The sequence below is a fragment of the Streptomyces sp. NPDC034099 genome, from assembly GCF_055575415.1.
Genome location: NZ_JBVISR010000013.1, coordinates 156,960 through 182,611 on the forward strand (window position 1 = coordinate 156,960; position 25,652 = coordinate 182,611).

A 25,652-nucleotide genomic window follows, 5' to 3' on the forward strand; every position below is an offset into this window, starting at 1 on the left:
CCACGTGAACAGGAACGAGAAGTTGTCAGACAACGACACAGACACAGCCACAGCCACCCCCACCGACACGTCGTCGGCGGCGCCGGGCCCCGCCGAACCGATCGCCATCGTCGGGATGTCCGCCCTCTATCCCGGCGCCCACGGCATCGAGGAACTGTGGCGGCTGCTGCTCGCCGACGGTTCGACGCCCGGCTCCGGTACCGGATCGGCGCCGGGCGGCCTCGGCGACATCGAGGTCGACGTCGCACGGTTCGGCATCCCGCCGGCCCAGGCCGCCTCCATGGCCCGCCTGCAGCTGCTCATGGTGGAGGCCGCCCGCCAGTGCCTCGACGACGCCACCGGCTCCGGCGTCGACCGCGGGCGCACGGACGTCGTCGTGGGCACCTGCCTCGGCCTGGACCGGCAGTACGCCAACGCCCTGCGCGTCGACGGTGCCCGCTACGCCCGGGACCTGGCGGAGGTCCTCGCGGACAGTGCCTGGCACGACACCGGCACCGACGCGCGGGCCGCCGAGCGGGAACTGAACGACGTACTGTCGCGCCGGCTGGGCGCCTCACCGCACGACCGGGTGGGCGAGATGGCCAGTACGATCCCGGCCCGCATCGCGTCCGCCTTCAAGCTGCGCGGGCGCACCCTCGCCGTCGAGTCGGCGGACGCGACCTCGTACCTGGCCCTCACGCACGCCGTGGACAGCCTGCGCGCCGGGCTCGCCGAGGCCGTCCTGGTCGTGGTGGGACAGCGCGACGAGGGCCGGTTCGCGCGGCGGGCGCTGGCCGCCAAGGGGTTCGCGGTCCGGCCCCCCGGGACGGGCGCCGAGGACGCTCCCGTCCTCACGGAAGGGCTCGGAGCGCTGCTGCTCAAGCGCCGGTCGACCGCGGAACGGGACGGCGACCGCGTGTACGCGTCGGTCCTGGACTGCGCCCTGCGGCACGAGGCGCGGCCGGGGACCTTCCGCTACTCGCTGTCGGCCGCGCACCGCCGGGCCGCCGCCGAGGCCGCGCACCGTACGGCGGGCGTCACGCCGGGGTCCGTACGGCTCGTCGAGTGCGCCGGATACGGTACGGCCGCCGTGGGGCGTGCCGAACGGGACGCGATCGCCGGGATCCTCGCCGGTGCGCCCCGGGACCCGGTGGCCGTGGGCACCGTGCGCGACCGGCTCGGCCACACCTTCGCCAACGCCGGGCTCGCCGGTGTCACCAAGGCGGCACTGGCCCTGCACCACCGCACCGTCCCCCCGGTGCGGCCCGGCACGGACCCCGCTCCGACGGCCGGTCCCTTCCGCGTACCGCGCGCGGCCGAGCCCTGGGAGCCGTCCACCGACGGCACTCCCCGCCGTGCCGCGGTCCTGGGAGCCTCACTGACCGGCACGGTCTGCCACGTACTCCTGGAGGAATCCCCACCGGCCGGCCCCGTGCCCCCGGAACCGGGTGGCGACGCGCACCTTGGCGGTGCGCGGCCCGGCGGTGCGGCTGGGCGCGGCTCCCCGGGCGGGTCGGCGCCGGCCGCGGGCCGGGCGGCCGGGGCGTGGGCGGCGGAGCCCATCGCGATCGTCGGGTTCGGCGGGCGTTTCGCCGACTCGCCCGACGCGGACGGGTTCTGGCGGACCATGCTCTCCGGGCGGGACCGGATCGGACCGTTGCCCGCCGAGTCGTTCGACCGGGACCTCTACCACGCCCCCGGCGCACTCGCCCTCGGGCGCAGCTACACCGACCTGGGCGCGCCCGTCCCCGTGCCGGCACAGCCGCCCCCCGGGCTGCGTATCCCCCCGCACCGGTACGCGGCGACGGACGCGGCCCAGCGCCTCGGACTCGACGTGGCCGCCGAGATGTTCGCCCGCTACGGGCGTGATCCGCGCTCGCTCGAGGGCGTGGGAACCGTCGCCGTCGGCAGCAACCTGGGCCTGTCCAGGGAACGCCGGCTGCACACCGGTCTGTGCCTCGACGACCTGGAGGCGGATGTCCGCTCCCTCGCCGCGCTCGCCGCACTCGGACCGGACGACGTCGAAGCGGTGACCAAGCTGGTGCGCGACCGGTTCGGAGAGCCCGGACCCGTCGACCTGCCGACCACCTGGGACGGCTGCGTCGCCAGCGGCATCGCGGCGCTCGTCGCCAACGAACACGGCCTGGACGCCGTACCGGTGGCGGTGGAGGCCGCCTGTGCCTCCTCGCTGGCCGCCCTCGACGTGGCCGTGGGACGGCTGCGCTCCGGCGGCGCCGACTACGCCGTGGCCGGTGGCGTGGAACTGCCCTGCAACGCGCGGGACCTGGTGCTGTGTTCCTCGCTGGGCCTGCTGTCGCACAGCAGGATCACCCCCTTCGACGCCGGCGCCGACGGCTTCACCCCGGGCGACGGCTGCGCGCTCTTCCTGCTCAAGCGCCTGACGGACGCCCGCCGCGACGGCGACCGGGTGTTCGGCGTGCTCCGCGCGGTCGGCGCGTCCAACGACGCCAAGTCGCTGATCGCCCCGGACGCCGACGGCCAGGCCCGGGCCGTACGGCAGGCCTTCGCCCAGGTCGACTTCGGCCCGGACGACGTGGACTACCTGGAGGCGCACGGCACCGGGACCCGGCTGGGCGACCGGGTGGAGGTCGCCGCCGCCGCGCAGGTCTACGGCACGGGGCGGCGTACGGCACCGCTGCACATCGGCTCCGCCAAGTCCTTCCTCGGCCACACTTTCGCGGCGGCCGGCGCGGCCGGACTGCTGCGCACACTCCAGGCGTTGCGGTGGGCCACCCTGCCGCCCAGCGTCAACCTTCGCGAACTCAGTCCCGACCTGGCCCTGGACGCCGTCCCCGCGCGGGTGGCCACCGAGGCCGGGCCGTGGGCCGCCCCGGCGGGCCGACCGCGGCGCGCAGCGGTGAGCGCGTTCGGGACCGGCGGCATCAATTACCACCTGTTGATCGAGGAAGGCACGGACGCCACGAGATGAACTTCGATTTTGATGCCGGGTTTGACGCCGAGACCAGGGAAATGCGTGACATGGTCGTGCGGTTCGCCCGGCGCGAGCTGGACTCCTCCGGCCGTTTCGACGATGCCGAGGACTTCCGGCGACGTTGGCTGCTGGCCGGCAAGCAGGGCCTGGTGGGCACCACCGTGCCGGGCGAGTTCGGCGGCAGCGGCCTGGACGCGGTGGCCGCGGCCGCCGCGATGGAGGCGCTCGGCTACGGTTGCGCGGACACCGGCTTCGCCTTCTCGGTCGCCGCGCACCTGTTCGCCGCCGTCATGCCGATCGTCGAGTTCGGTACCGGGGAACAGCGCGCCGCGTGGCTGCCGGCCCTGTGCTCCGGCGAGCGGATCGCCGCGCACGCCATCACCGAGCCGGAGGCCGGTTCGGACGCGCTGCACCTGCGCACCCGTGCCCGGGCCGTCGAGGACGGCCATGTGCTCAGCGGCTCCAAGTGCTTCATCACCAACGCCCCCGTGGCCGACGTGTTCGTGGTGCAGGCCGCCACCGATCCGCGGGGCGGCTTCTTCGGACTGACCACCTTCCTGGTCGAGGCCTCCACCCCCGGACTCACGGTGGGACGCCCGTACGACAAGGTGGGTCTGCGCGGCTCCCCCACCGCCGACGTCCATTTCGACGGCTGCTTCGTCCCGGCCGGTGCGGTGCTGGGGGCGGAGGGCTCCGGGGCGAGCATCTTCTCCTCCTCGATGAAGTGGGAGCGCACCTGCCTCTTCGCGGCCTACCTCGGAGCGATGCGCCGCGTGCTGGAGTCCACGGTGGAACACGTCCGGGACCGTGAGCAGTTCGGCTCGCCCATCGGCGGCTTCCAGGCGGTCAGCCACCGGATCGTCGACATGCTGGGCCGCTACGAGGCGGCCCGGCTGCTGCTGCACCGCGCGGCGCGGTCGCTGTCCGACGGCACGGCGGACGAGATCGGCCCGGCCCTCGCGAAGATCGCGGTCAGTGAGGCCGCCGTACAACTCGGGCTGGACGCGATCCAGTTGCGGGGTGCGCTGGGGGTCATGGACGGCGAGGCGGAGTCCCTGCTGCGGGACGCGCTGCCCGCCCGGATCTTCTCCGGCACCAACGAGATCCAGAAGAACAACGTCGCGCGAGCGCTGGGCCTCGGGCGCCGGCGTCCCGCGACCCGCCGCTGAACACAGACCCAGGGAGACCCTAGACATGGACGTCGTCATCCACCGCATTCGTCTGCGTGACGGAGTGGACCCGGCCCGCTTCGAGGCCTGGGTCCGGGACGTCGACTACGCGACCTGTCCCCGGCTGCCGAGTGTGCGCGCCTTCGGCGTGCATCGGGTGAGCACAGAACGGGACGCTCCATTCCACTACTTCGAGAGCATCTCGGTGACCACGCCGGACGAATTCTCCCGGGACATGAAAACGGAGGCCTTTCAGGACCTGGTCGCCGCGTTCGACACTATGGCGACGGTCGTCGAGGAGATGAGCGGCGAACTCCTGGAACCCGGCTACCAGGCACGGTCCTGACAAAGGGCTGTGGAGCGGGATGCTCGGTCGGGCCGTACGGAACGCGAAGCCGTACGGCCCGACCGGGGCATTCAGCGGGCGGGGGCGCCGTAACCCGGGCAGGTGCCCAGGAGGCCCGACTCGTAGGCGATGGCGACGGCCTGCGCGCGGGTCGCCGCACCCAGTTTGCGCAGGACCCGATGTACATGGGACCTGACGGTGGTGGGCGAGACGGAGAGAGTCGTGGCCATTTCGGTGTTCGTCTTACCCTGGGTCAATAAAACCAGGATCTCCGTTTCCCGAGGGGTCAGTTCGGGACGGAGGTTCTTCGGTGCCTTGCTTCGCCAATAGCGCGTCAGTGCCTCTTGTGCCTCTTCCGGAGCGATTATCGCGTTCACTTCGGTGATGGTTCTGATGACGTGCACCAGTTCTTCGACCGATGTCTCGGCCGACAATACTGCGCGTACTCCGACGCGCAGTGCCTCGAACGCGCGGTGGGTATTCTCGGGCTTGGTCAGCAGAAGGGTCTTGCCGAGTCGCGCGAGTTCCGTCAGCTTGTCGATGCTGTCCATGGTGAACAGCGGGGCGACGCCGACCAGGATGTCGGGACCGGCCTCCGCCGCCGTGGCCAGCGAGCCGCGCAGGGTGGTCTCCACCTGCACCTTCATATCGTGCCGTTCCAGCAATGCGCGCATTCCTTCGCCCAGGATGACGCGGTCGCAGCACACCAGGACACGGGTCGTCATGCGTTGACTTTCGGGCAGGAAGGATGGGGACGGCACGGAGCGTGCGGGTCGGCGCCGACGGCGGCAAGTCGATGCCGGACGCCTTTCTTTGTGATTCCCCCGATAAGCGTCATGCGGCCAAACGTAGCACGCGTGTGCGCACTTGGAGAGGGGCTTGCGATGCCCCGGTGAGAGACTGATACCAAGTGGTTTCAACCTCGGGAAGATCTTGCCGGGAATCTTGGGAATGCCGCTGCTCTTGTGCCCGCCCGTCTCAGCACGACACGTGAACGGCGGCGTCCGCGCGCCGGTGGGAGCGTGGCGCGGGAGAGCCGGCCACACCGACCCGGCTCACGAAGAAGGTGCGGCCGGGCAGGGAGAGTTCGCGCTCCAGACGGCCGCGCAGGTCGTCGTGCTGGACGACGATGCTGATGGGGTGCAGGGACAGACCGCACCGGGTCGCCCGCCACCAGTAGTCGGCCAGTCGCGCTCCGCCCTCGAGCCGCTCCGCGCGTGCGGGCGTCTGCCCGGCGAAGCCCATGGTCACCACGGCCGGAGTGCGGCGCACGAGGTCGGCGAGACCGGCGGCCAGCACCCGGTGGTAACCGGCCTTGCCCAGCAGGTGCATCGTCGTCGGGGCCAGTGCGAGGCGCATCGCCGCCCGGCGCGGCCGGGACATGGGCCCGAAGAGCTGCTCCAGCGTGAACCCGTCGCCCCGCGCGGCCGCGTCCGCGGTGTCCCGGCGTACGTAGGAGTGGGTCTCCCGCCAGGCGGCCCGGTGCCCGAAGTCGCGTCCCGCGTACCGGGCGACGAACGCCGCGAAGGCCCGCAGGTCACGCCGCTCGGTCAGGTGCCGGACGTGGACCGGGTGCGTCTCGGCCCCCGGCGTGCCGGACTCCTCCAGGACGTGCAGCAGTCCGGGGGCCACCGGCTCCCGCCCGTAGGGTCCGCGGTGGGTGCGGCGGGCGAGCGCGGTCTCGTGCAGGTCGGCCGGCCGTTCCCCGGAGGGCGGCCCGGGGCGCAGCGCCACCACGCACAGCGGCGTCCACGCCGGCGGCCACCCGGCGCCTAACGGGTGGCCGCCGGCGGTCCCGCTCGCGACGCCGGGGCCCCCGTCGTCGTCCAGGACGCGCACCGCCGCGGCCGTCCAGCCCTGGGCCGCCAGGCCGCGGAGCAGGATCCGCCCGTAGATGCCGCAGCTGACCTCCATCTCCACCGCGTGCGCGGCCAGCGCCGTCAGCTCCCGCTCGCGGTCGAGGGCCAGGACCAGGTACTCGTCCGTGTCCGTGCCGGTCAGGTCCGCCGCCGCCCGGCGAGCCGCCGCGCTCGTGGCACGGCCCAGACCCCACGGCTGGCAGTTGTGGGAGGAGGGACTCAGCGCCGCCGGTCCGGCGGCCGTCTCCAGCGCCTGCGCGAACCTGGACACGGACGCGGTGGCGTGGTCTGTCCTGCGGGTCGTCATGTCGGTCTCCTCTTCCTCCTCTTCGCATGCGGCGCACGCGGTAACCACCGGGGGCGGTTCGCACACCCGGAGGGCCTGGAACGCCTGGCACATCTGGAAGGCCGGGATCGGCTCAGCCGCCCACGGGCCGTTCGACCAGCGCCAGGTGGTGACCGGCGACCACGCCGGCCCACCCGGTCGGCCGCCGGGTCTCGGCGACGGGGGCGTGGCGCAGCAGCCCGCCCCCGGGCCGCCAGGTGAAGCGGCCGTCCGGCAGCCAGCCGGTCAGGGCCACCTCACCGGCGTCGATCCGCAGTCCGAAGCCGTAGTACTTGAGCACGGCCTCCTTGCACGTCCAGCGCAGCATGGCGGGCATGGCCGCGAGGCGCCGGGCGTCGGCGGACGGCGCCCGCGGGTCGCACTCCTGGTCGAGCACCCGGGCGAGGGACGGCGGCATGGGGCGGTCGTGTTCCAGGTCGACGCCGATCGCATGCGGTCCGCACACGGCGACCGCGAAGTCCCCCGAGTGCGTCAGGCCCACCTCGACCGGCGCGTCCACGACCGGCCGCCCGGCCTGGAGTCCCCCGGCCACAGTGCGCACCTCGACGGTGCGGGGCTCCCGGGCCAGGTCCCAGTGGCGTCTGCCGTGGGCGCTGACGGCGTGCTTGAGGGCGAGCCGCCCGGCCAGCCACTCCATGCGCCGGCGGGGGACGCGCAGGGCCGCGGCCTGCTCCGTCTCGGCGGGTGTCAGATACCGCGTGCGCAGTTCGGCAAGGGCGTGCGGCCCGCGCTCGCGCAGCCGGGCGATGGACACCACGGCGAGGGTGAGCCGCCGAGACTCCGGCCTCAGGTGCGTGATCCACAGCAGACGGGACCCGTCGAGGACCACCTGGTCCGGGAGGGAGACCCCCTCCGGCACCCCCTGCGACACCGCCCCCGGCACACCGTGCCGCACGGGTCCGGGAGCAGGCCGTGCGGCGGCGTCAGCGTGCGACATGACGGGGCAGCAGGAACGGGTACGGGCGGTGCAGGATCCTGTTGTGCACGAAACGGTCCGCCTTGCGCAGCCGCTGGATGAGTTCCCACATCCGCGCGTCGTCCCGGTAGTAGGCCCTGACCTCCTCGGCGTCCAGCGGCCGGTCCAGGCGGGCGTTGGCCTGTTCGAGGAAGCTGGGGACCAGGTGCTCCAGCCGTTCCTTGTGCAGATTGCCGAGGAAGTCGAGGACCACCCCGCGCGGCGTGTAGAACTTGTCGAAGATCGACTTCGTCATCGCCAGCCGCACCACGTCCCGCACCAGCCACGGCAGCGAGGTGAAGAACAGCGGCACGTCGAGGAGTTCGCGCTCGCGCTCGTCGCGCATGAGCGGCGTCGTCACATCCAGGTAGACCAGTTCGCCGTCGAGGTCGATCCAGTTGGACGCCTGCCCGTCCAGCCCCAGACGCGGGGTGACGGCCGCCTCGACGCGGTCCAGGAACCGTGCGAAGAACCCGTCGCACCACGCCTGGCCCGCCGTGTGCAGCAGCCGTGAGCACAGCCGGCCCTCGGGCAGCGCCTCCTGGACGCAGTAGGCGACGGCCCGGCCGCCCGGCAGAGCCCGGTGCCACATACGGGTCTCGGCGACGGCGACGCCGCCCTTGTCCAGCCGCGTGATGTAGTCGTCGACCAGCGCGGAGTGCCGGTCCAGGCGTTCCCGGGCGGGGAAGACCGGCAGCCGCTTGCACGCGAACGTGCCCGAGTCGGTCTCCAGCCGCAGCACCAGCGTCACCTCCCCGTAGCCGAGGATGGTCAGGGCACGGTCGTCGGTGGTCCGCAGCGCCCGTACGACCTCGTCCTCGAGGGCATCCAGGGCGTCGGCGGGTGTCGAGAAGGTCATGACCGGGTCACCGGCCTTCCGGGGTCGGGCCCGCGGGTGCGGGGGTCCGCGCGCCCGGTGACGCGTGGTACCGGTACAGGAGGTAGATCGCGGCGGCGAAGAAGGCCGCGTCCATCACCAGGATCTCGGGCACACTGCTCACCAGGATCACCACGAACAGCACCAGCATCAGCAACTGGCCGTAGAGGGCGGCGATCACGAGCCGCCGGTGGTTCCACAGCAGGGCGACGCCCGCCGCGACCATGGCGACGGCGACGAACCACATCACGGCGGCGGGGTGGCGGTCCAGCCAGTCCACGGGACCGGAGATCACGGTCCCCCGGTTGGCTTCAGAGGCGTCGTCGAGGCGCCCTTCCACCGACTCCAGCTGCGGGAAGAACTTGCCTATCCCCGCGAGGATGTACAGCGCGCCGACGACGCGCTGGAGGATCAGGTTTCGTCCGGTCACGGGCCAGCTTCTTCCGGAGGTTGACAGTGGGGTGCCGCGAGCGGGAGGGGGGCGCCCGTGGCGGGGCAAGGGCCTGAGGAGGGGCCAGAGGCAGGGGTCGGAGGTCGCGGACGGCGGTCGTCGGCCGGCCGGGGCCGTCACGGGGAGGCGAAGACCAGCACCGCGTTCTGGCCGCCGAAGCCGAAGGAGTTGCTCATCGCCAGCTCCACCTTCTGCTCCCGCGGAGCGTCGGCGACCACGTCCAGGTCCACGGCCGGATCCCGCCGACGCAGGTTCGCGGTCGGGGGAACGGTGGAGCGCTCGATGCTCAGCACGGTCAGCGCCGCCTCGATGGCCCCGGCGGCGCCCAGCGTGTGCCCGAGGACGCCCTTGGCCGAGGTGACGGTCGCCCGGTCGCCCAGCAGCCGGCGCAGCACCGCGGCCTCCGCCGCGTCGTTGAGCGGCGTCGAGGTGCCGTGCGCGTTCACGTGGTCGATGTCGCGGCCGGTGACACCCGCCTGGGCGAGGGCCGCCTCCATCGCCCGCAGGGCGCCGGCGCCCTCGGGGTCGGGCGCGGTGACGTGGTGGGCGTCCGCCGACGCGCCGTGGCCCACCAGCCGCGCGCGCACCGTGGCACCGCGGGCCTCGGCGTCCGCCGCGCGCTCCAGGACGAGCATGCCGCTGCCCTCACCGATCACGAAGCCGTCCCGGTCGGCGTCGAAGGGCCTGGACGCCGCCGCCGGATCGTCCACACGGCGCGACAGCGCCCCCATCTGCGCGAAACCGGTGACCATGAGGGGGCTGACGCCCGCCTCGCTGCCACCGGCCACGACGATGTCGCACGTCCCGTCGCGCAGCAGCCGGGCCGCGGTGCCCAGCGCGGTGCCGCCCGAGGCGCAGGCGGTCGCCGTCACCAGGTTCGGGCCCAGCGCGCGCAGGTCCATCGCGAGGTGCCCGGCCGCCATGTTCGGGACCAGCATCGGCACCAGCAGCGCGGACACCGCCTCGGGCCCGCGCTCCAGCAGGCGCCGGTGCTGGGTCTCCCACGTCGTCACGCCGCCGAGCCCGCAGCCGACGACCACGCCCACCCGGGCGCCGTCCCAGGTCAGCGGATCCAGTCCGGCGTCGGACACGGCCTCCCGGGCGGCCACGATCGCCAGCTGCACGAAGCGGTCGTGGATGAGGACACTGCGCCGGTCCACGTGGCGCGCCGGTTGCAGGCCCGGCACCGCACAGGCGATGTCCACGGGCAGTCCGGAGAGCCGGTCGTCCTTGGCTCCCGCCGATCGTCCGCGCAACACCCCCTCCCAGGTGGCGTCGACGCCCATGCCGGCGGCGGTCACCAGACCCAGCCCGGTCACGGCGAGGGAGGGGTCGGTCATGACGCGGTGGCCGCGATCTCGTGGTCGACCAGGGCCACCGCGTGGGCGATGGTGTCCGTGGGAACCGCGGCGTCGTCGCTGATCTTCACGCCGAACTCGGACTGGATGACGAGGAGCAGTTCCACGAGGAACAGCGAGTCCATCTCCAGCTCTTCGAAGGTCACGTCCGGACGGATCGCAGCGCGGTCCACCGCGAAACCGTCGACCAGCAGATCAACGAGCTTGTCGTAGGTGGTGCTCATCAGTGTGGTCCGCCTTTCCTGGGTGGATCGTTCGCCCAACGCCGCCCTGGCCCGACGGTGGGGTGGTGTCGGTCCGGGGTGCGGCGGCGTTGCGACGCTCCGGCAAGTCTGGGGCGGTGCGCTGACGGCTCGCTGACGGCCGGCTGACCCCCGGGCGGGCCGCCCGCCGGGCGCGGGCCGCGGTCAGCCGGCCGTCAGCGCCCGGTCAGGGGCCCCGGCCAGACTCGGTGCGGCCGGGGGGCCCGGGCTTACTCCCCACACCCGCCGGCCGGCAAACCGTCCATCACGCGAGGAGCACACACGTGGTTTCCCGTCTCCGCCGCCGCACCAGGCCCACCGCACACCGCGACCGCTCCGCGGGCGGTGCCCGGTGACCCGGGCGTCCGTGGTGGCCGGCCTCGGTTCCCGTCTGCCGTCCCGATGCGTCACCAACGCCGATCTGGAGCGGACGATGGACACCTCGGACGAGTGGATCCGGGCCCGTACGGGGATCGCGCAGCGCTACGTCGCCGAGGACGGCGCCCACACCTCCGATCTGGCCGTGGGCGCCGCCGAACGCGCCCTGAAGTCCGCGCGCCTGACGCCGGACGACATCGACGCGGTCATCGTGGCCACCACCACCCCGGACCGCCCCTGCCCGGCGACCGCGCCGACGGTGGCGACCCGGCTGGGGGCCGGCCCGGTCCCGGCGTTCGACGTGTCCGCGGTGTGCTCCGGCTTTCTCTACGGGCTCGCCACGGGGTCCGGTCTGATCGCCTCCGGAGCGGCGGAACGGGTCCTGGTCATCGGCGCGGAGACGTTCTCCCGCATCCTCAACCCGCGGGACCGGTCCACCTCGGTGATCTTCGGTGACGGCGCCGGCGCCGTCGTGCTGCGCTGCGGCGAGCCGGAGGAGACCGGTGCCCTCGGACCGCTGCGGCTGGGCAGCGACGGCACCGGCGTGGACCTGATCACCGTGCCGGTCGGCGGACCGCCGCGGCCGGGCACGGTGGCACCGGACGACCTCGCAGACCGCTACTTCACCATGGAGGGCAAGCGGGTCTTCTGGCTCGCGGTCCAGCGCATGGGCGAGTGCGCGGAGAACGTGCTCGACCGGGCGGGCTGGCGGGTGGAGGACGTGGACTGGCTGGTCAGCCACCAGGCCAACCACCGGATCACCGCCCGACTGGCCGACGAGATCGGCATCCCCCGCGAGCGCAGCGTCAGCAACATCGCCGAGGTGGGCAACACCGCCGCCGCCTCCATCCCCCTCGCGCTCGACCACGCGCACGCCCGGGGGACCCTCCGGGCCGGCGACCGGGTGCTCCTCACCGCCTTCGGCGGCGGCCTCACCTGGGGTGCCGCCGCCCTGACCTGGCCCGCCATCGATCCGGTCTGAGGGCGGCCGGCCGGGCCCGGCCGAAGCGCGTGCAGACGACCGATGAACCAAGGACGACCATGACTCCTCGGAAACTGATCACCGACTACATCGCCGACGCCTGGATGGGCGGCGACGCCGAAGGCCTGGAGCCGGACACCCCCATCGCGGAGCTCAACATCATCGACTCCGCCGCCATCTTCGACCTCGTCCACTACCTGCAGGGCGAGTTCCGCGTCACGGTGCCGCTGCAGGAGGTCACCCTGCAGAACTTCAGGTCCGTCAACGCGATCTGCGCCCTGGTCGACCGGCTCCGGCAGAACGAGGGGGGAACCGCGGCATGACCGACCCCGTGAACACCCACCAGGACACCGAGCGGATCCGCGAGCGCGTCGTGCACGTCATCGCGGCCCGCACCCTGTACGACGAGAGCCACCTGCGGCCGGAGAGCCACTTCGAGGCCGACCTCGGCATCGACTCCGTCATCCTGGAGTCCGTCCTGGTCTCCGTCCGTGAGCACTTCGGCCTGTCCGCCGCGCTGCCCACCAACCCCGCGACCGTCGGTGAACTCGTCGACGCCGTGGGCGCCGCCCTGGCAGGCACCGGCGACGACCGGTCCGCTCCGGCCGCCGGGTCCGCACCGGCCACCGGTGCCGCGGGGGCCGGCGACCCCGTCACCGAGGCCGTGGTCGCCGCCGCCATGCGGCAGACCCAGTACCAGCGGCACCAGCTCGACCTCGACGCCGACCTGGAGGGCGAACTGGGCGTCGACTCGGTCGTCCTGACCTCCGTCGTCGCCGAGGCCACCGAGCGGCTCGGCCTCACCGGGGCCGCCCCGGACGCGGCCGGCGCCACGACCCTGCGCGCCCTGGCCGACACCCTGCGCGGTCTCGCTGCGGCGGCCCCGGCGGCGGGCGAGGCGGACACGGCGGCTTCGGAACCCGCCCGGCCCGGGAGGGTGCCCGCGCCCGGCGCGGACGGCTGGGACCACCGCTCCATGAAGGACTTCACCGAGCAGCGCGATCCCGACCTGTTCGCCAAGACCCGCAGCTTCGCCGGTTATCTGCGCTCCCGCGAGCAGGACCGCCTGTACTGGTACGGCATGCCGCTGCACTCCCGGTGCGGGAACCGCGCCGTCATCTTCGACGAACTGGAGGGCCGCAAGCGCGAGTTCCTCATGTTCGCCTCCAACAACTACCTCGGTCTCGCCAACCACCCCAGCGTGATCGAGGCCGTCGTCGACGCCACCCGCACCTATGGCGCCACCCACACCGGCTCCCGCTTCATCGGCGGCACCAACATGCTGCACAAGGAACTGGAGCGCCGCCTGGCGGCCTTCAAGCAGCGACCCGCCTGCATCGTCTATCCCGGCGGCTACTCCGCGAACCTCGGCGCCATCTCGGCACTGGTCAAGAGCTACGACACCCTCGTCGTCGACCGCCTCAACCACATGAGCATCGTCGACGGGGCCCGGCTCTCCGGGGCCGTACGCAAGATCTACCGGCACAACGACATGGCCGACCTGGAGCGGATCCTCGGCCGCAGTGCCGCGGAGGGCACGGGCGGCAGGCTCATCGTCGCGGACGGCGTCTTCAGCATGCACGGCGACGTGTGCGACCTGCCTGAGATCGTCCGGCTCGCCAAGGAGTACGACGCCCGCGTGATGATCGACGACGCCCACGCCACCGGCGTCCTCGGTGTACGCGGCTCCGGCACCGCCGAGCACTTCGGGCTCAAGGGCGAGGTCGACCTGGAGCTGGGCACGATGAGCAAGACGCTGGCCGGCATGGGCGGGTTCGTGGTCGGCGAGGAGGAGGTCGTCGAGTACCTGCGCTACTACTCCAACTCCTACGTCTTCGCCGCGAACATCCCCGCCGGGGTCGCCGCCGGACTGATCGCCTCCATCGACGTCATCGAGTCCGAGCCCGAGCGCCTCAAGCGGCTGTGGACCAACATCGGCGCGCTGCGGGACCGGCTCCTGGACGCCGGGTTCGACCTGGAGCACTCCGAGAGCGCGATCCTGCCCATCGTCATCGGCGACGAACGCCGGGCGATGGAGATGGGCAGGGCGGTGCGCGCCCGCGGCCTGTTCTGCCAGACCGTGGTCTACCCCGGCGTCCCCCTCGGCGACGCCCGGCTGAGGATCAGCGTCACTTGCGAACACACGCCGCAGGATCTGGAACTGGCCGCCGAGATCTTCGTCGACGCCGCCCGCGAGACCGGCGTGCTGCCGGGCACGCCGTAGCGCTCCTCTCCGCCGCCCCGTACCTCTTTCCGCCCGCACACCCCGGCCGGGCAGGCCCCCTCCCTGCCCGGCCGGCCCCGAGCAACCACGCATGTCAAGGAGAAGGGCCTGTACACCATGAGCGCCGCCACTCCCTCCGTGATACGCCTGCCACAGGACACGACCGCGCAGCACGCGGCCCGGCCCGCCTTCGTCGGCTCCGACCCCCTGACGTACGGGGAGTTCACCGCCCGGGTCGAGGCCGTGGCCGCCCACCTGCTCAGCCTGGGAACACGCGTCGGCGACCGGATCGCGATCTGGATGGACAAGCAGCCGCGCTACGCCGAGGCGATCGTCGCCGCCCTGGAGGCCGGGTGCGCCTACGTCCCCCTGGACGGCGGCCAGCCGGTGAGCAGGGTGCGGACCATCCTGGCGGACGCCGAACCCACGGTCCTGTTCACGGACGCACGGCACGCCGCCCTGCTCGCGGACGACGACCTGCCGGCCTGCGTCACCACGGTCGTGGCCGTCGGCGACGCACTGCCCGACACCGTGGGCGGCACCCCGGTCGCCCCGTGGGAGAGCTGGGAGAAGGGCCGTGCCGGACGGGTCACGCTGCTGCCCTCCCTCACCCCCGGCGACCTCGCCGCCATCCTCTACACCTCGGGCTCCACCGGCACGCCCAAGGGGGTGCGGATCTCGCACGGCGCACTGGCCAACTTCGTGGGCTGGGCCCGCGGCGAACTGGACGTCGGCCCGCACGACGTGTTCGCCAACCACGCCTCCTTCAACTTCGACCTGAGCACCTTCGACCTCTTCACCGCGCTGTCCTGCGGCGCCGCGGTGTGGATCGTCCCCGACGCGGCGGCCAAGGACGTGACCGCGCTGGCCGAGGGCATCCGCCGGCACCGGATCACCGTCTGGTACTCCGTCCCCTCGGTCCTGCACCTGCTGACCGCCTCCGCGGCACTCACCCGCGAGCACGCCGCGAGCCTGCGCTACGTCCTGTTCGCCGGTGAGGTCTTCCCCGTCCCGCAGCTGCGCGCACTCGGTGAACTGCTCCCGGCCACGACCCCGCTCTACAACCTCTACGGCCCCACCGAGACCAACGTCTGCACCTACCACCGGGTGCGCCCGGAGGACCTGCACCGGGCCACCCCCGTGCCGATCGGCCTCCCCATCACCGGCGCCGAGACCACCGTCGTGGACGACGCCGGACGCACCGTCCGGGAGCCCGGCGCGATCGGCGAACTCCACGTGTCGGGCGTGTGCGTGACCCCCGGCTACTGGCGGCGCGCCGAGGAGCCCGTCTCCACCGCCCACTGCCGGGGCGTGCACCCCACCGGCGACCTGGTCAGCTACGAGGAGGACGGCCGGCTGGTCTACCGCGGACGCAAGGACCGCATGGTGAAGCTCTCCGGATACCGGGTCGAGCTGGGCGAGATCGAGGCCGCCGCGCTGCGCCACCCCGGCATCGCGGAAGCCGCCGTGCTGGTCGACGGCTCGGGGCGCAGGGCACGGCTGAGGCTCTACTACACCCTGCGCGAGGGTGCCGACCGGATCGGCCTGGTGGAGCTCAAGCAGCACTGCGCGCGGCACCTGCCGACCTACATGGTGCCGCACGGCGCCGTCCGCCTGGACCGCATGCCGCTCAACCCCAACGGCAAGACCGACTACCGCCGACTCGGCCTCGACGCCGCCCCCCGCGCGACGGCGCCGCTCGGAACGGCCCGGTAGATGGCCAGGAACCGCAGGGAGAAGAACGTGAGTCAGGGGCCGGACCCGATACACGAGCACTGGCAGGGACCCGAGCCGGAGACGGTCACCGCACTGCTGCGGCACCGGGCGGCACACACCCCGGACGCCCTCGCCCACCGCTTCCTCACCGACACCGACGGCACGTCCGTCGCCTGGACCTACCGCGAACTCGACCTGCACGCCCGGGAGGTGGCCGCCCACCTGCGGCGCGCGGGGGCGGGGGAGGGCCCGGTGCTGCTGCTGCACCCGCCGGGCCTGGACTACCTCGCCGCGTTCTTCGGCTGCCTGTACGCCGGTGCCGTGGCCGTCCCCGCCTACCCGCCGGACAACGCCCGGTTCGGCCAGACGGTGCCCCGGCTCGCGGCCATCGCCCGGGACTGTGCCGCCACCCACGCCCTCACCACCCGCCGGGTCCGCGAGGCCGTCGCCGCCCGCGGCACCGGCCACGTCGGCACCGAACTCGACGGCGTGCACTGGCTGGTGACCGAGGACCTCTACACCGGCGAGTCCACGGCCCCCTGGGAGGACCCCCGCCGCACGGCGCGGTCCCTGGCCTTCCTCCAGTACACCTCCGGTTCCACCGCCGCGCCCAAGGGCGTGATGGTCGAGCACGGCAACCTGGTGCGCAACCTGCGCTCCATCCACCTCAGGCTCGGGCACGACGCGGACTCCGGCATGGTGTCCTGGCTGCCGCCGTACCACGACATGGGGCTCATCGGCGGCATCCTCACCCCGGTCTACGGCGGCTTCCCGGCGCACCTCATGGCGCCGATGACCTTCGTGCAGCGTCCGCTGCTGTGGCTGGAGACACTCTCCCGCACCGGCGCCTCCACCAGCGTCGCCCCCAACTTCGGCTTCGAGCAGTGCCTGCGCCGGACAACCCCCGAGCAGCGGGCCGGCCTGGACCTGAGCCGCTGGCGCCTGGCCCTGAACGGGGCCGAGCCGATCCGCCCCGACACCCTCGACCGGTTCGCCGCGTACTTCGCCCCGGCCGGCTTCGACCGCACCGCGCTGCTGCCCTGCTACGGCCTCGCCGAGGCGACCCTCATGGTCACCGGCGTGGAGCCGGCCGACACGCCGGTGGTGGCGTCCTTCGACGCGGCGGCCCTGGAGGCGGGCAGCGCGCGTCCCGCGGACCCCGGCAGCGTCCGCACCACCCGCGTCGTCGGCTGTGGGGCCCCCGTCGCCGACGTCGAGGTCGCGGTGGTCGACGCCGCCACCGGCCGTCGGGTGCCCGACGGCACCGTCGCCGAGATCCGGGTCGCCGGACCCGGCGTCGCCCGCGGCTACTGGGGGCGCCCCGAGGCCGCCGCGGAGGTCTTCGGCACCCGGGTCGACGGCGAACCCGGCACCGCGTGGCTGCGCACCGGCGACGTCGGGTTCCGCCACGACGGCCAGCTCTACGTGGTCGGCAGGACCAAGGACGTGATCATCGTCCAGGGCCGCAACATCCACCCGCAGGACGTGGAGCAGACGGCCGAGCGTATCGGCGCGGGCCTGCGCGCCGGGTACGGCGCCGCGTTCGGCATCCCCACCGCCGACGGCGAACAGCTCGCGCTCGCCTACGAGATCGGCGGGCCCGGGGCCGGGGACCCGCACACCCTGCTGGCCCGGCTGCGCACGGCCATCGCCGACGAGCACCAGGTGACACCGCACACCGTCGTGCTGCTCAAGCGCTCCTCGGTGCCGCGCACCACCAGCGGCAAGATCCAGCGCAGTGCCTGCCGGCAGCGCCTGCTCGACCTCGACCTGCCCGTGGTGGCCGCGAGCGTCGTCCAGGACGGCCCCCCGCCGGACGCCACCCCCTCGCACGCCCCCGCCGCCCCGGACCGTACGGTCGCCCTCGTCGCCGACGCCCTCGACCGCGCCGCGACGGAGGCGCCCGACGGCACCTCGCGCTACCCGCGCCTGCTGACCGCCGTACGGCTGCTGTCCGAGCGCCTCGGCCTCGCCCTCGACATCGGTGAGCTGCTGTCCGGCCCCCAGCCGGACGCCGTCCCTTCCCTCATCGAGCTGTGCCGCACCGCGCTCACCGACGCCGCTCCCGTGCCCGCGCCGGGGCGGACCCGGACCCAGGCCGTGGACTGGCTGCGGCGGGCCGTCGCCGCCCGGCTGGGCCTGCGCCCCTCGGTGATCGACACGACGGCGCCCTTCACCTCGCTGGGCCTGGACTCCAAGCAGGCCGTGGCCCTCACCGCCCCGTTCGGCGACTGGCTCGGCACCCCCGTGACCCCGGCCACCCTCTACGACCACCCGACGGTCGAGGCCCTCGCGGCCCACGTCACCGGACCCGGCGCGGAAGGCACCCCGCACCCGCACCCGCGGCGTCCCGCCCCCGAGCCCGCCCGCGGGCGCGCCGACGAGCCCGTCGCCGTGATCGGAATCGGCTGCCGGTTCCCCGGTGCCCCCGACCCCGACAGCTATTGGCGGCTGCTGCGCGACGGCCGCGACGCCGTGGGCGAGGCGCCCGCCGACCGCCAGGGAGACTCCGCGGGGCCCGGCGGGCGGCCGGGAGGATTCCTGGACCACGTGTACGACTTCGACGCCCGCTTCTTCGGCATCTCCGCCCGGGAGGCCGAACGCATGGACCCCCAGCAGCGGCTGCTCCTGGAGGTCGCCTGGCAGACCTTCGAGGACGCGGGCATCGCGCCCTCCTCCCTGGCGGGCTCGGACACCGGCGTCTTCGTCGGGATCAGCGGGCACGACTACGCCGATCTCCAGATGCCCCACCCCGACGTCGTCGACATGTACTCCGCCACCGGCAACGCCCAGTCCGTGGCGGCGGGCCGGCTCTCGTACTTCTTCGACCTGACCGGACCCAGCCTCGCCCTCGACACCGCCTGCTCCTCCTCGCTCGCCGCCGTGCACACGGCGCTGCGCAGCCTGCGGGACGGCGAGTGCGGCGTCGCCCTCGCGGGCGGCGTCAACCTGACGCTGACGCCGGGGCTCTCCGAGGCACTCGCCAGGGGCGGGATGCTCGGCCCCGGCGGACGCTGCCGCACCTTCGACGACGGCGCCGACGGCTACGTCCGCGGCGAGGGCGCGGGACTGGTGTGCCTCAAGCCGCTGTCCGCCGCACTGGCCGACGGCGACCGCGTGCACGCCGTGCTGACCGGCTCCGCGCTCGGCCACGGCGGCCGGGCCAACGGCCTGACCGCGCCCCGCAGCACGGCCCAGCGCGCCGTGATCGCCGGGGCGCTGGCACGGGCCGGAGTGGAGCCCGGACAGATCGACTACGTCGAGGCGCACGGCACCGGCACCGCTCTCGGCGACCCCATCGAGTGGGAGGCACTGGCCGGGCTCTACGGCGAGGGCCGTCCCGCCGACGCGCCCTGCCTGGTCGGCTCGGTGAAGACCGCCGTCGGCCACCTGGAGGCGGCCGCCGGCATCGCCGGGCTGATCAAGGCCGTGCTCGTGGTACGGCAGCGGGAGGTACCGCCGCTGCTGCACCTGACCACACCCAACCGGCACCTGGACTGGACGGGTTCGGGCCTGGCCGTGCCCACCACCCGCCGGGCCCTGCCCGCCGAGGGCACCCTGCGCGCGGGCGTCAGCTCCTTCGGCTTCGGCGGCACCAACGCCCACGTGATCGTCGAGTCCGCGCCCGAACTCCCCGCGCCCACCGCCGAGTCCGACGCGCCCGACGGCTCGGTGCACGCCCTGTCCCTGTCCGCGCACACCGAGACCGCCCTCGCCACCCTGGCCGGGCGCTACCGCACCCACCTAGCCGCCCACCCCGACGTGCCGCTCGCCGCCCTGTGCCACTCCGCCCGCACCGGCCGCTCCCGGCTGCCGCACCGGGCGGTGCTCACCGCCGGGACCAGGGACGAACTGGACGCCGCGCTGGACGCGCTGATCCGCCGCGAGCCCGCCGTCGACGTGGCCCGCGGCGGACCCGCGGGCGGCACCGCGCCCACTGTCGCCTTCCTCTTCAGCGGCCAGGGCACCCAGTACCCGGGCATGGGCCGCGAACTGTACGACGCCCACCCCGCCTTCGCCCGCACCCTGCGGCGCGCCGACGCGGTGCTGCGCGGCCTGGGCGAGATCCCGCTGCTCGACCTGCTCTTCGACCCGGAGCACGCCGAGGACCTGGCCCGCACCCGGTACTGCCAGCCCGCCCTGGTCGCCCTGGAGGTCGCCCTCGCCGACCTGTGGGAGAGCTGCGGAGTGCGCCCGGCCGCCGTGCTCGGGCACAGCGTCGGCGCCTTCGCCGCCGCGTGCGTCGCCGGTGTCCTCTCCCTGGAGGACGCCCTCACGCTGGCGGTCGTCCGCGGGCGTGCCATGGACGAACAGCCCGGCGAGGGCGCGATGATCGCCTGCGTCGGCGACCCGGAGACGGTGCGGGAGATCGCCGCCGGACACGACCGGGTGGCCCTCGCCGCCCTCAACGCGCCCCGCAACCTGGTGTTCTCGGGCATGGCCGACCGGATCGCGGCGCTCCGTACGGATCTGGAGCGCAAGGGTGTCACCGTCCGGCCGCTCGCCGTCTCGCACGCCTTCCACTCACCGCTCATGGCGGGCGCCGCCGAGCCGCTGCTGGAGGCAGCGCGCGCCGTCGAGTTCCGGGCCCCGCGCGTCCCGTGGATCTCCGACGCCACCGGCGAACCCGTGGCACGGGTGGACGCCGAGTACTGGGTCCGCCACCTGCTCGGCACCGTGCGCTTCGCCGACGGCTTCGCCCGCCTGCGCGACCGGGACGCCGCGAGCGGACCGGGCTGCGACGCGTTCGTCGAGATCGGCCCGCACCCGACCCTGTTGAACCTCGGCCGGTCCGCCGTCGCCGACGGCCCCGAACACGACGGACGCCCCACCCTCTGGCTGCCCTCGCTGCGCCGCGGCGCGCCCGCCCACCGCACCCTGCTGCGGTCGCTGGGCGGCTACCACTGCGCCGGCGGAAGCGTGGACTGGTCCGCCCTGGACGGCGAGCACCCGCCCGCCCGGGTCCCGCTGCCGCACACGCCCTTCGAGCGCCGGACCTACCGGTTCCGGGCTCCCACTCACGATCAGGAAGGCGATCCCATGCCGTCCCAGCCCACGGTGGCGGGCACAGCCCCGACGGACCCGGCGGGCGAGGTCTCCCGCACCGTGCTCGACACGGTCGCCCGCGTCTGCGGATTCCCCGTGGCCGACCTGCCGCCGCAAGCCCGGCTCGGTCTGGAGCTGGGGTTCGACTCGCTGATGCGGACCGACCTCCAGCGCCGTCTCACCGACCGCTTCCCCCAACGGATGCACACGCTCCAGGATCTGCCGGAGGACCCCACGGTGCAGGACATCATCGGCCGGCTCTCCGCCGGTGACGACCGCGACGGCGCCCGGACCGGCGGCACCCCCACCCTCGGCGCGGGCATCGTCGGTGCCGGCACCGACGCGGGCGCGCCGCCGGCCCACTCCGCTGCCGTGCCGGTGGCGCCGCCCGCCCCGGCCCCGCAGTACGGCCCGTACGGCGCCTTCCCGGCCCCGCCCCACGGCTACGCCGTCGCCGCCCCGGTCCCGCAGCCCGGGGTGCCGTACCCGTACCCGTACGGCTACCCGCCGCACGGCGCCCCCGCGTATGCCTACTACGTCCCCCAGCCGTACCCGCCGCAGGCGTTCCCGCCACCGGCACCCCCCGCCCCGGCCCAGGCAGCCCCGGTCCCCGCACCCGCCGCCCCCGTCCGCCAGGAGCGCGCCTTCGAGGACTGGGCGGAGTACGCCGAACTCCAGGCCAGGCTCCGCCAGACCGAGAGCAGCGGCTCCAACCCCTACGGCCGTACGCACGAGGGCTTCAACTCCGCGCTCGCCACGGTCGACGGCACCAAGGTCGTCAACTTCGCGGCCTTCAACTACCTCGCGCTCTCCCACCACCCGCGGGTGCGCCAGGCCGCCAAGGACGCCGTCGACCGCTACGGCACCTCGGCCTCCGCCACCCCGCTGCTGTTCGGCGAGACCCCGCTGCACCACGAACTCGAGGCCGAGATCGCCGGGTTCGTCGGCGCCGAGGCGGCCATCGTCTTCTCCGGCGGCCACGCCACCAACGTCGCCACCGTCGGACACCTGTTCGGCCCGGAGGACCTGGTGGTGCACGACGCCTGGATCCACGACAGCACCGTGCGCGGCTGCATCCTCTCGGGCGCCCGGCGCCGGTCCTTCCCGCACAACGACTGGGCCGCCCTGGACCGCGTCCTGGCCGGAGCGCGGGCCTCGCACCGCAGGGCGCTCGTCGTCATCGAGGGCGCCTACAGCCAGGACGGCGACATCCCCGACCTGCCGCGCTTCATCGAGGTCAAGAAGCGCCACGGCGCCATGCTGATGATCGACGAGGCGCACTCCATCGGCGTCCTGGGCCGCACCGGCCGGGGCGTGGGCGAGCACTACGGCACCGATCCGGCCGACGTCGACCTGTGGATGGGCACCCTCAGCAAGGCGCTGGGCAGCCTCGGCGGCTACATCGCGGCCCGCCGCCCGATCATCGAGTACCTCAAGTTCACGGCGCCGCTGCACATCTTCTCCACCGGCATCTCCCCGGCGAACGCCGCCGCCGCCCTGGAGGCGCTGCGGGTCGTCCAGGACGAGCCCGAACGGGTCGCGCGGGTCCAGGAGTTGGCCGAGTTCTTCCGGGCCGGCGCCCGTGCCCGCGGCCTCGACGTCGGCGTCTCCCGCCTCTCCGCGGTGATCCCCGTGATCACCGGCGACTGGGAGAAGACGATGGCGCTCTCCAACTCGCTGCTGGAGCGCGGCGTCAACGTGATGCCGATCGGCTACCCCGCCGTCCCCCGCGACCAGTGCCGGCTCCGCTTCTTCATCAACGCGGACCACAGCGAAGCAGACCTCGAACGATCCCTCGACCTCCTGGTGTGATCCATGTCCTCACTCAGCCAAGACAGCCCGTCCACCGCCCCCGACATCCTGGTCACCGGCGCCAGTGGCTTCATCGGCGGTCACCTGGTGCACCGCCTGGCCGAGCGCGGGCACCGCGTCCGCGTCCTGGCGCGCTCCACGAGCGACCGCGCGGCCTTCAGCGGGGCCGCCGCCCAGGTCACCATCGGCGACCTCGGTGACACCGACAGCCTGCGCCGGGCCACCGAAGGAGTGCGCCACGTCTACAACTGCGCCGGACTCTCGGCCGACTGGGGCCCCTGGGACCGGTTCCGGGCGGTCAACGTGGACGGCCCCAGGAACCTCGTCGAGGCGGCCCACGCGGCCGGGACGGTCGAGCGTCTGGTCCACCTCAGCACCACCGACGTCTACGGCTACCCCGAGCGGCCCTGCGACGAGACCACCGCCCCGCGCGACATCGGCCTGCCCTACAACCGCAGCAAGACGCTCGGCGAGCGTGCCGTGCGGGCCGCCGCGGAACACACCGGACTGCCCGTCACCGTGGTCCGCCCCGTCTCCGTCTACGGGCCCGGCAGCAAGGACTTCGTGATCGAGATCGCGAACCTGCTGCTGAGCAAGCAGATGGTCTACATCCGCGGCGGCCGGGTGCCCGCCGGACTGCTCTACGTCTCCAACGCCGTGGACGGCATCATCGCCGCCGCGACCGGCGAGCACACCGCGGGCCGGGCCTACAACCTGCGCGACCCGCACGACACCACCTGGCGCGAGTACGTCGAGGCGCTCGCCGAGGGCCTGGGCGTGAAAGCGCCGTGGCTGAGCCTGCCCACCCCCGTCGCGACCACCGTCGCCACCGTCTCCGAGAAGCTGTGGGGCGCCCTGCGCATCAACTCCCGGCCCGTCCTGACCCGGCACGCCGTCCACCTCTTCGACCGCGACCAGTCCTACCCGATCGGGCGGGCCCAGGAGGAGCTGGGCTTCAAGGGCGAGGTCGACTTCCAGGAGGGCATGCGGCGCACCGTCGCCTGGCTCGACTCACCCGAGGGGCGTGCCCATGTCGCCCGCTGATCTCCTCTCCCCGAGGGCCGCCTGGTTCCCCCGGCCGGTCGCGGCACCGGCCGCCGAGCCGCCCGACCCGGCCTTTGCCCCGCTGCGCCTGGTCTGCTTCCCCTACGCCGGGGGGACGGTCTCCGCGTTCCGCGGCTGGCAGGAGCACCTGGGCGACGGGGTCGCCGTCGTACCGGTACAACTGCCGGGCCGCGGACTGCGCCTGCGCGAGCGGCCGTACGACAGCATGGAACCCCTCGCCGAAGCGGTCGCGGACGCCCTGGAAGAGCACCGGCTGGTCCACGACTACGCCCTGTTCGGACACAGCATGGGCGCCCTGCTCGCCTACGAGGTGGCCTGCGTGCTGCGCCGGTGCGGACTGCCGCCGCCCCGGCACCTGTTCGTCTCCGGCAGCCGGGCCCCGCACCTGTACGGCGACCGCGCCGACCACACCCTGTCCGACGCCGCCCTGCGCGAGGTGATCCGGGACCTGGGCGGCCTCGGCGACCCGGACGGCCTCGGCGCCGCGTACTTCGACCGCAGGCTCCCGGTGCTCCGTGCCGACCTGCGAGCCTGCGAGCGCTACGGCTGGGAACCCCGGCCACCGCTCAACTGCCCGACGACCGCGTTCTCCGCCGCCGATGACCCGATCGCCACCCCGGAGATGGTCGAGGCCTGGCGGCCCTACACCTCCGGCTCGTTCCTGCGGCGCCACCTGCCGGGCAACCACTTCTTCCTGAACGGCGGCCCGTCCCGCGACCGGCTGCTCGCCCACCTGGGCACCGAACTCGCCGCCCCCGGCACCACCCCGCACAGGAAGGCAACAAGGGAAGCACCATGGACATTCTGAGCCTGGCCAAGAGCGTCGGCAGCCGCGTCGAGGCGCCGCTGACCGACCTGCGCACCGTGACCAAGGTGCTCGGCAACCCGCACATGCCGCTGCTCCTGGCGCTGTCCAAGGGCTTCGTCGAGCCGGTGTACCGGGCCGCCTTCCTGGCCTCGGCGGCGAGTTCGGGCGTGCTCGCCGCCCTCGCCGTACGCCCCTGCGACCTGGAGTCGCTGGCGGAGCGGCTCGACGTCGCCGACGAGGACCGGCCGCGTCTCAAGGAGTGGCTGGACATGGGCATCCGCCTCGGCGACCTCGGCAAGCGCGAGGGCTGCTACAAGCTGCGCAGCCTGCCGGCCAAGGCGCTCGCCCAGCCCGGCAACGACGCGATCGCCGCGGCGCTGGAGGAGGTCCTGCGCTTCCACGTGCCCGCGCTGCTGAACGGCCCCCGCATGCTGCGCGAGGGCCGCCGCTTCTCCCTCGACGACCAGGACGGCCTGGTCATCGCCCGCTCCACCCGGGTGGTCCGGCCGCTGGTCGAGGAGGCCATCGCCCGCACCCTGGACCGGGACGCGCCCGTACGGCTCCTGGAGGTCGGCTGCGGCAGCGGCGCCTACGTCCGCTACGCCGCCGAACTCAACCCCCGCCTGTCGGCGCTCGCCGTCGACCTCCAGCAGGACGTGGCCGACAGCGCCGCGGCGAACATGGCCGAGTGGGGGCTGACCGACCGGGTCGAGACCCGGCAGGCCGACCTGCGCACCCTCGACGCGCAGCCCCAGTTCGACCTCGTCACCCTGCACAACAACATCTACTACTTCCCCGAGGCCGAGCGCGTCGACGCCCTGCGCCGGGCCCACGACCTGCTGGCACCCGGCGGCAGGCTGCTGCTCACCACCTCCTGCAAGGGCGGGAACGTCGGCCTCGAGGCGCTCAACCTCTGGTTCACCTATGCCGACTTCGGCGGTCCGCTGCCGCAGGCCGACGAACTGTCGGACCAGCTCCGCCAGGCCGGGTTCGACGACGTCGAGGCCACCCGGATCGTCCCGGGCGAGCAGTTCCACGCCTTCACGGGCACCAGCAAGCGCGTCGCGCACGCCTGACCGCCGAGGA

General features: G+C 73.8%; 18 protein-coding genes. 11 read left to right on the forward strand and 7 right to left on the reverse strand.

All coding sequences use genetic code 11. The features are described from left to right. The first annotated feature begins 22 nt into the window (after window positions 1–22). Genes ACZ56V_RS31525 through ACZ56V_RS31535 form a run of 3 tightly spaced genes read left to right on the forward strand, consistent with a single transcriptional unit; the run spans window position 23 to window position 4,447 of the window. Window positions 23–2,929: a beta-ketoacyl [acyl carrier protein] synthase domain-containing protein gene (locus ACZ56V_RS31525; protein WP_468947014.1), complete on the forward strand. Its 2,907-nt coding sequence runs from the start codon at window positions 23–25 to the stop codon at window positions 2,927–2,929. Beyond that, a complete protein-coding gene (gene redW / locus ACZ56V_RS31530) occupies window positions 2,926–4,101 on the forward strand; it encodes an L-prolyl-[peptidyl-carrier protein] dehydrogenase (protein ID WP_398915099.1) in 1,176 nt (391 codons plus the stop codon). Before ACZ56V_RS31525 ends, redW begins: the two co-directional genes overlap by 4 nt. A 25-nt stretch (window positions 4,102–4,126) precedes the next feature. Then, window positions 4,127–4,447 carry a RedY protein gene (locus tag ACZ56V_RS31535; protein WP_398915098.1) on the forward strand — a complete coding sequence of 107 codons (321 nt, stop codon included), beginning with the start codon at window positions 4,127–4,129 and terminating at the stop codon, window positions 4,445–4,447. Window positions 4,448–4,518: 71 nt separating this feature from the next. On the opposite strand, the gene ACZ56V_RS31540 is transcribed toward ACZ56V_RS31535, so the two are convergent. From ACZ56V_RS31540 to ACZ56V_RS31570, 7 genes are all read right to left on the reverse strand, one after another. Then, complete coding sequence (locus tag ACZ56V_RS31540) at window positions 4,519–5,172, reverse strand: LuxR C-terminal-related transcriptional regulator (protein ID WP_467383368.1); 654 nt, start codon at window positions 5,170–5,172, stop codon at window positions 4,519–4,521. Window positions 5,173–5,425: 253 nt separating this feature from the next. Continuing rightward, on the reverse strand, window positions 5,426–6,613 hold the full coding sequence (locus tag ACZ56V_RS31545; RefSeq protein ID WP_468947017.1) for a nitroreductase family protein: 1,188 nt from the start codon (window positions 6,611–6,613) through the stop codon (window positions 5,426–5,428). 112 nt (window positions 6,614–6,725) lie between these two features. After that, window positions 6,726–7,589, reverse strand: coding sequence for a 4'-phosphopantetheinyl transferase family protein (locus ACZ56V_RS31550; protein WP_468947019.1), 864 nt, complete (start codon window positions 7,587–7,589; stop codon window positions 6,726–6,728). Continuing rightward, window positions 7,576–8,466, reverse strand: coding sequence for a DUF6206 family protein (locus tag ACZ56V_RS31555; protein WP_468947021.1), 891 nt, complete (start codon window positions 8,464–8,466; stop codon window positions 7,576–7,578). The genes ACZ56V_RS31550 and ACZ56V_RS31555 overlap by 14 nt, the downstream gene beginning before the upstream one ends. Window positions 8,467–8,473: 7 nt before the next feature. Then, on the reverse strand, window positions 8,474–8,914 hold the full coding sequence (locus ACZ56V_RS31560; RefSeq protein ID WP_398915089.1) for a DUF6041 domain-containing protein: 441 nt from the start codon (window positions 8,912–8,914) through the stop codon (window positions 8,474–8,476). A 137-nt stretch (window positions 8,915–9,051) separates the two neighbouring features. Further along, window positions 9,052–10,275 carry a beta-ketoacyl-[acyl-carrier-protein] synthase family protein gene (locus tag ACZ56V_RS31565; protein ID WP_467383362.1) on the reverse strand — a complete coding sequence of 408 codons (1,224 nt, stop codon included), beginning with the start codon at window positions 10,273–10,275 and terminating at the stop codon, window positions 9,052–9,054. Continuing rightward, a complete protein-coding gene (locus ACZ56V_RS31570) occupies window positions 10,272–10,517 on the reverse strand; it encodes an acyl carrier protein (RefSeq protein ID WP_398915085.1) in 246 nt (81 codons plus the stop codon). Before ACZ56V_RS31570 ends, ACZ56V_RS31565 begins: the two co-directional genes overlap by 4 nt. Window positions 10,518–10,887: 370 nt before the next feature. Between ACZ56V_RS31570 and ACZ56V_RS31575 the strand changes: the two genes are divergently transcribed. From ACZ56V_RS31575 to ACZ56V_RS31610, 8 genes are all read left to right on the forward strand, one after another. Then, complete coding sequence (locus tag ACZ56V_RS31575; RefSeq protein ID WP_398915083.1) at window positions 10,888–11,895, forward strand: beta-ketoacyl-ACP synthase III; 1,008 nt, start codon at window positions 10,888–10,890, stop codon at window positions 11,893–11,895. A gap of 59 nt (window positions 11,896–11,954) precedes the next feature. Further along, on the forward strand, window positions 11,955–12,218 hold the full coding sequence (locus ACZ56V_RS31580) for an acyl carrier protein (protein WP_398915081.1): 264 nt from the start codon (window positions 11,955–11,957) through the stop codon (window positions 12,216–12,218). Next, complete coding sequence (locus tag ACZ56V_RS31585; protein WP_467383359.1) at window positions 12,215–14,119, forward strand: aminotransferase class I/II-fold pyridoxal phosphate-dependent enzyme; 1,905 nt, start codon at window positions 12,215–12,217, stop codon at window positions 14,117–14,119. Before ACZ56V_RS31580 ends, ACZ56V_RS31585 begins: the two co-directional genes overlap by 4 nt. 117 nt (window positions 14,120–14,236) lie before the next feature. Next, window positions 14,237–15,835, forward strand: coding sequence for an L-proline--[L-prolyl-carrier protein] ligase RedM (gene redM, locus ACZ56V_RS31590; protein ID WP_468947027.1), 1,599 nt, complete (start codon window positions 14,237–14,239; stop codon window positions 15,833–15,835). 27 nt (window positions 15,836–15,862) lie between these two features. Further along, complete coding sequence (locus ACZ56V_RS31595) at window positions 15,863–22,693, forward strand: aminotransferase class I/II-fold pyridoxal phosphate-dependent enzyme (protein WP_468947029.1); 6,831 nt, start codon at window positions 15,863–15,865, stop codon at window positions 22,691–22,693. A 3-nt stretch (window positions 22,694–22,696) separates the two neighbouring features. Further along, a complete protein-coding gene (locus ACZ56V_RS31600; protein WP_468947031.1) occupies window positions 22,697–23,737 on the forward strand; it encodes an NAD-dependent epimerase/dehydratase family protein in 1,041 nt (346 codons plus the stop codon). Continuing rightward, window positions 23,724–24,566 carry a thioesterase II family protein gene (locus ACZ56V_RS31605; RefSeq protein ID WP_468947034.1) on the forward strand — a complete coding sequence of 281 codons (843 nt, stop codon included), beginning with the start codon at window positions 23,724–23,726 and terminating at the stop codon, window positions 24,564–24,566. The genes ACZ56V_RS31600 and ACZ56V_RS31605 overlap by 14 nt, the downstream gene beginning before the upstream one ends. Continuing rightward, window positions 24,554–25,642, forward strand: coding sequence for an SAM-dependent methyltransferase (locus ACZ56V_RS31610; RefSeq protein WP_398915071.1), 1,089 nt, complete (start codon window positions 24,554–24,556; stop codon window positions 25,640–25,642). The genes ACZ56V_RS31605 and ACZ56V_RS31610 overlap by 13 nt, the downstream gene beginning before the upstream one ends. Window positions 25,643–25,652: the final 10 nt, after the last annotated feature.

Coding starts and splice junctions, on each gene's coding strand:
- ACZ56V_RS31555 (WP_468947021.1), bottom strand. CDS start 8,466: ATGACCTTCTCGACACCCGCCGACGCCCTGGATGCCCTCGAGGACGAG.
- ACZ56V_RS31545 (WP_468947017.1), bottom strand. CDS start 6,613: ATGACGACCCGCAGGACAGACCACGCCACCGCGTCCGTGTCCAGGTTC.
- ACZ56V_RS31550 (WP_468947019.1), bottom strand. CDS start 7,589: ATGTCGCACGCTGACGCCGCCGCACGGCCTGCTCCCGGACCCGTGCGG.
- redW (WP_398915099.1), top strand. CDS start 2,926: ATGAACTTCGATTTTGATGCCGGGTTTGACGCCGAGACCAGGGAAATG.
- ACZ56V_RS31610 (WP_398915071.1), top strand. CDS start 24,554: ATGGACATTCTGAGCCTGGCCAAGAGCGTCGGCAGCCGCGTCGAGGCG.
- ACZ56V_RS31585 (WP_467383359.1), top strand. CDS start 12,215: ATGACCGACCCCGTGAACACCCACCAGGACACCGAGCGGATCCGCGAG.
- ACZ56V_RS31600 (WP_468947031.1), top strand. CDS start 22,697: ATGTCCTCACTCAGCCAAGACAGCCCGTCCACCGCCCCCGACATCCTG.
- ACZ56V_RS31535 (WP_398915098.1), top strand. CDS start 4,127: ATGGACGTCGTCATCCACCGCATTCGTCTGCGTGACGGAGTGGACCCG.
- ACZ56V_RS31580 (WP_398915081.1), top strand. CDS start 11,955: ATGACTCCTCGGAAACTGATCACCGACTACATCGCCGACGCCTGGATG.
- ACZ56V_RS31570 (WP_398915085.1), bottom strand. CDS start 10,517: ATGAGCACCACCTACGACAAGCTCGTTGATCTGCTGGTCGACGGTTTC.
- ACZ56V_RS31565 (WP_467383362.1), bottom strand. CDS start 10,275: ATGACCGACCCCTCCCTCGCCGTGACCGGGCTGGGTCTGGTGACCGCC.
- ACZ56V_RS31540 (WP_467383368.1), bottom strand. CDS start 5,172: ATGACGACCCGTGTCCTGGTGTGCTGCGACCGCGTCATCCTGGGCGAA.
- redM (WP_468947027.1), top strand. CDS start 14,237: ATGAGCGCCGCCACTCCCTCCGTGATACGCCTGCCACAGGACACGACC.
- ACZ56V_RS31605 (WP_468947034.1), top strand. CDS start 23,724: ATGTCGCCCGCTGATCTCCTCTCCCCGAGGGCCGCCTGGTTCCCCCGG.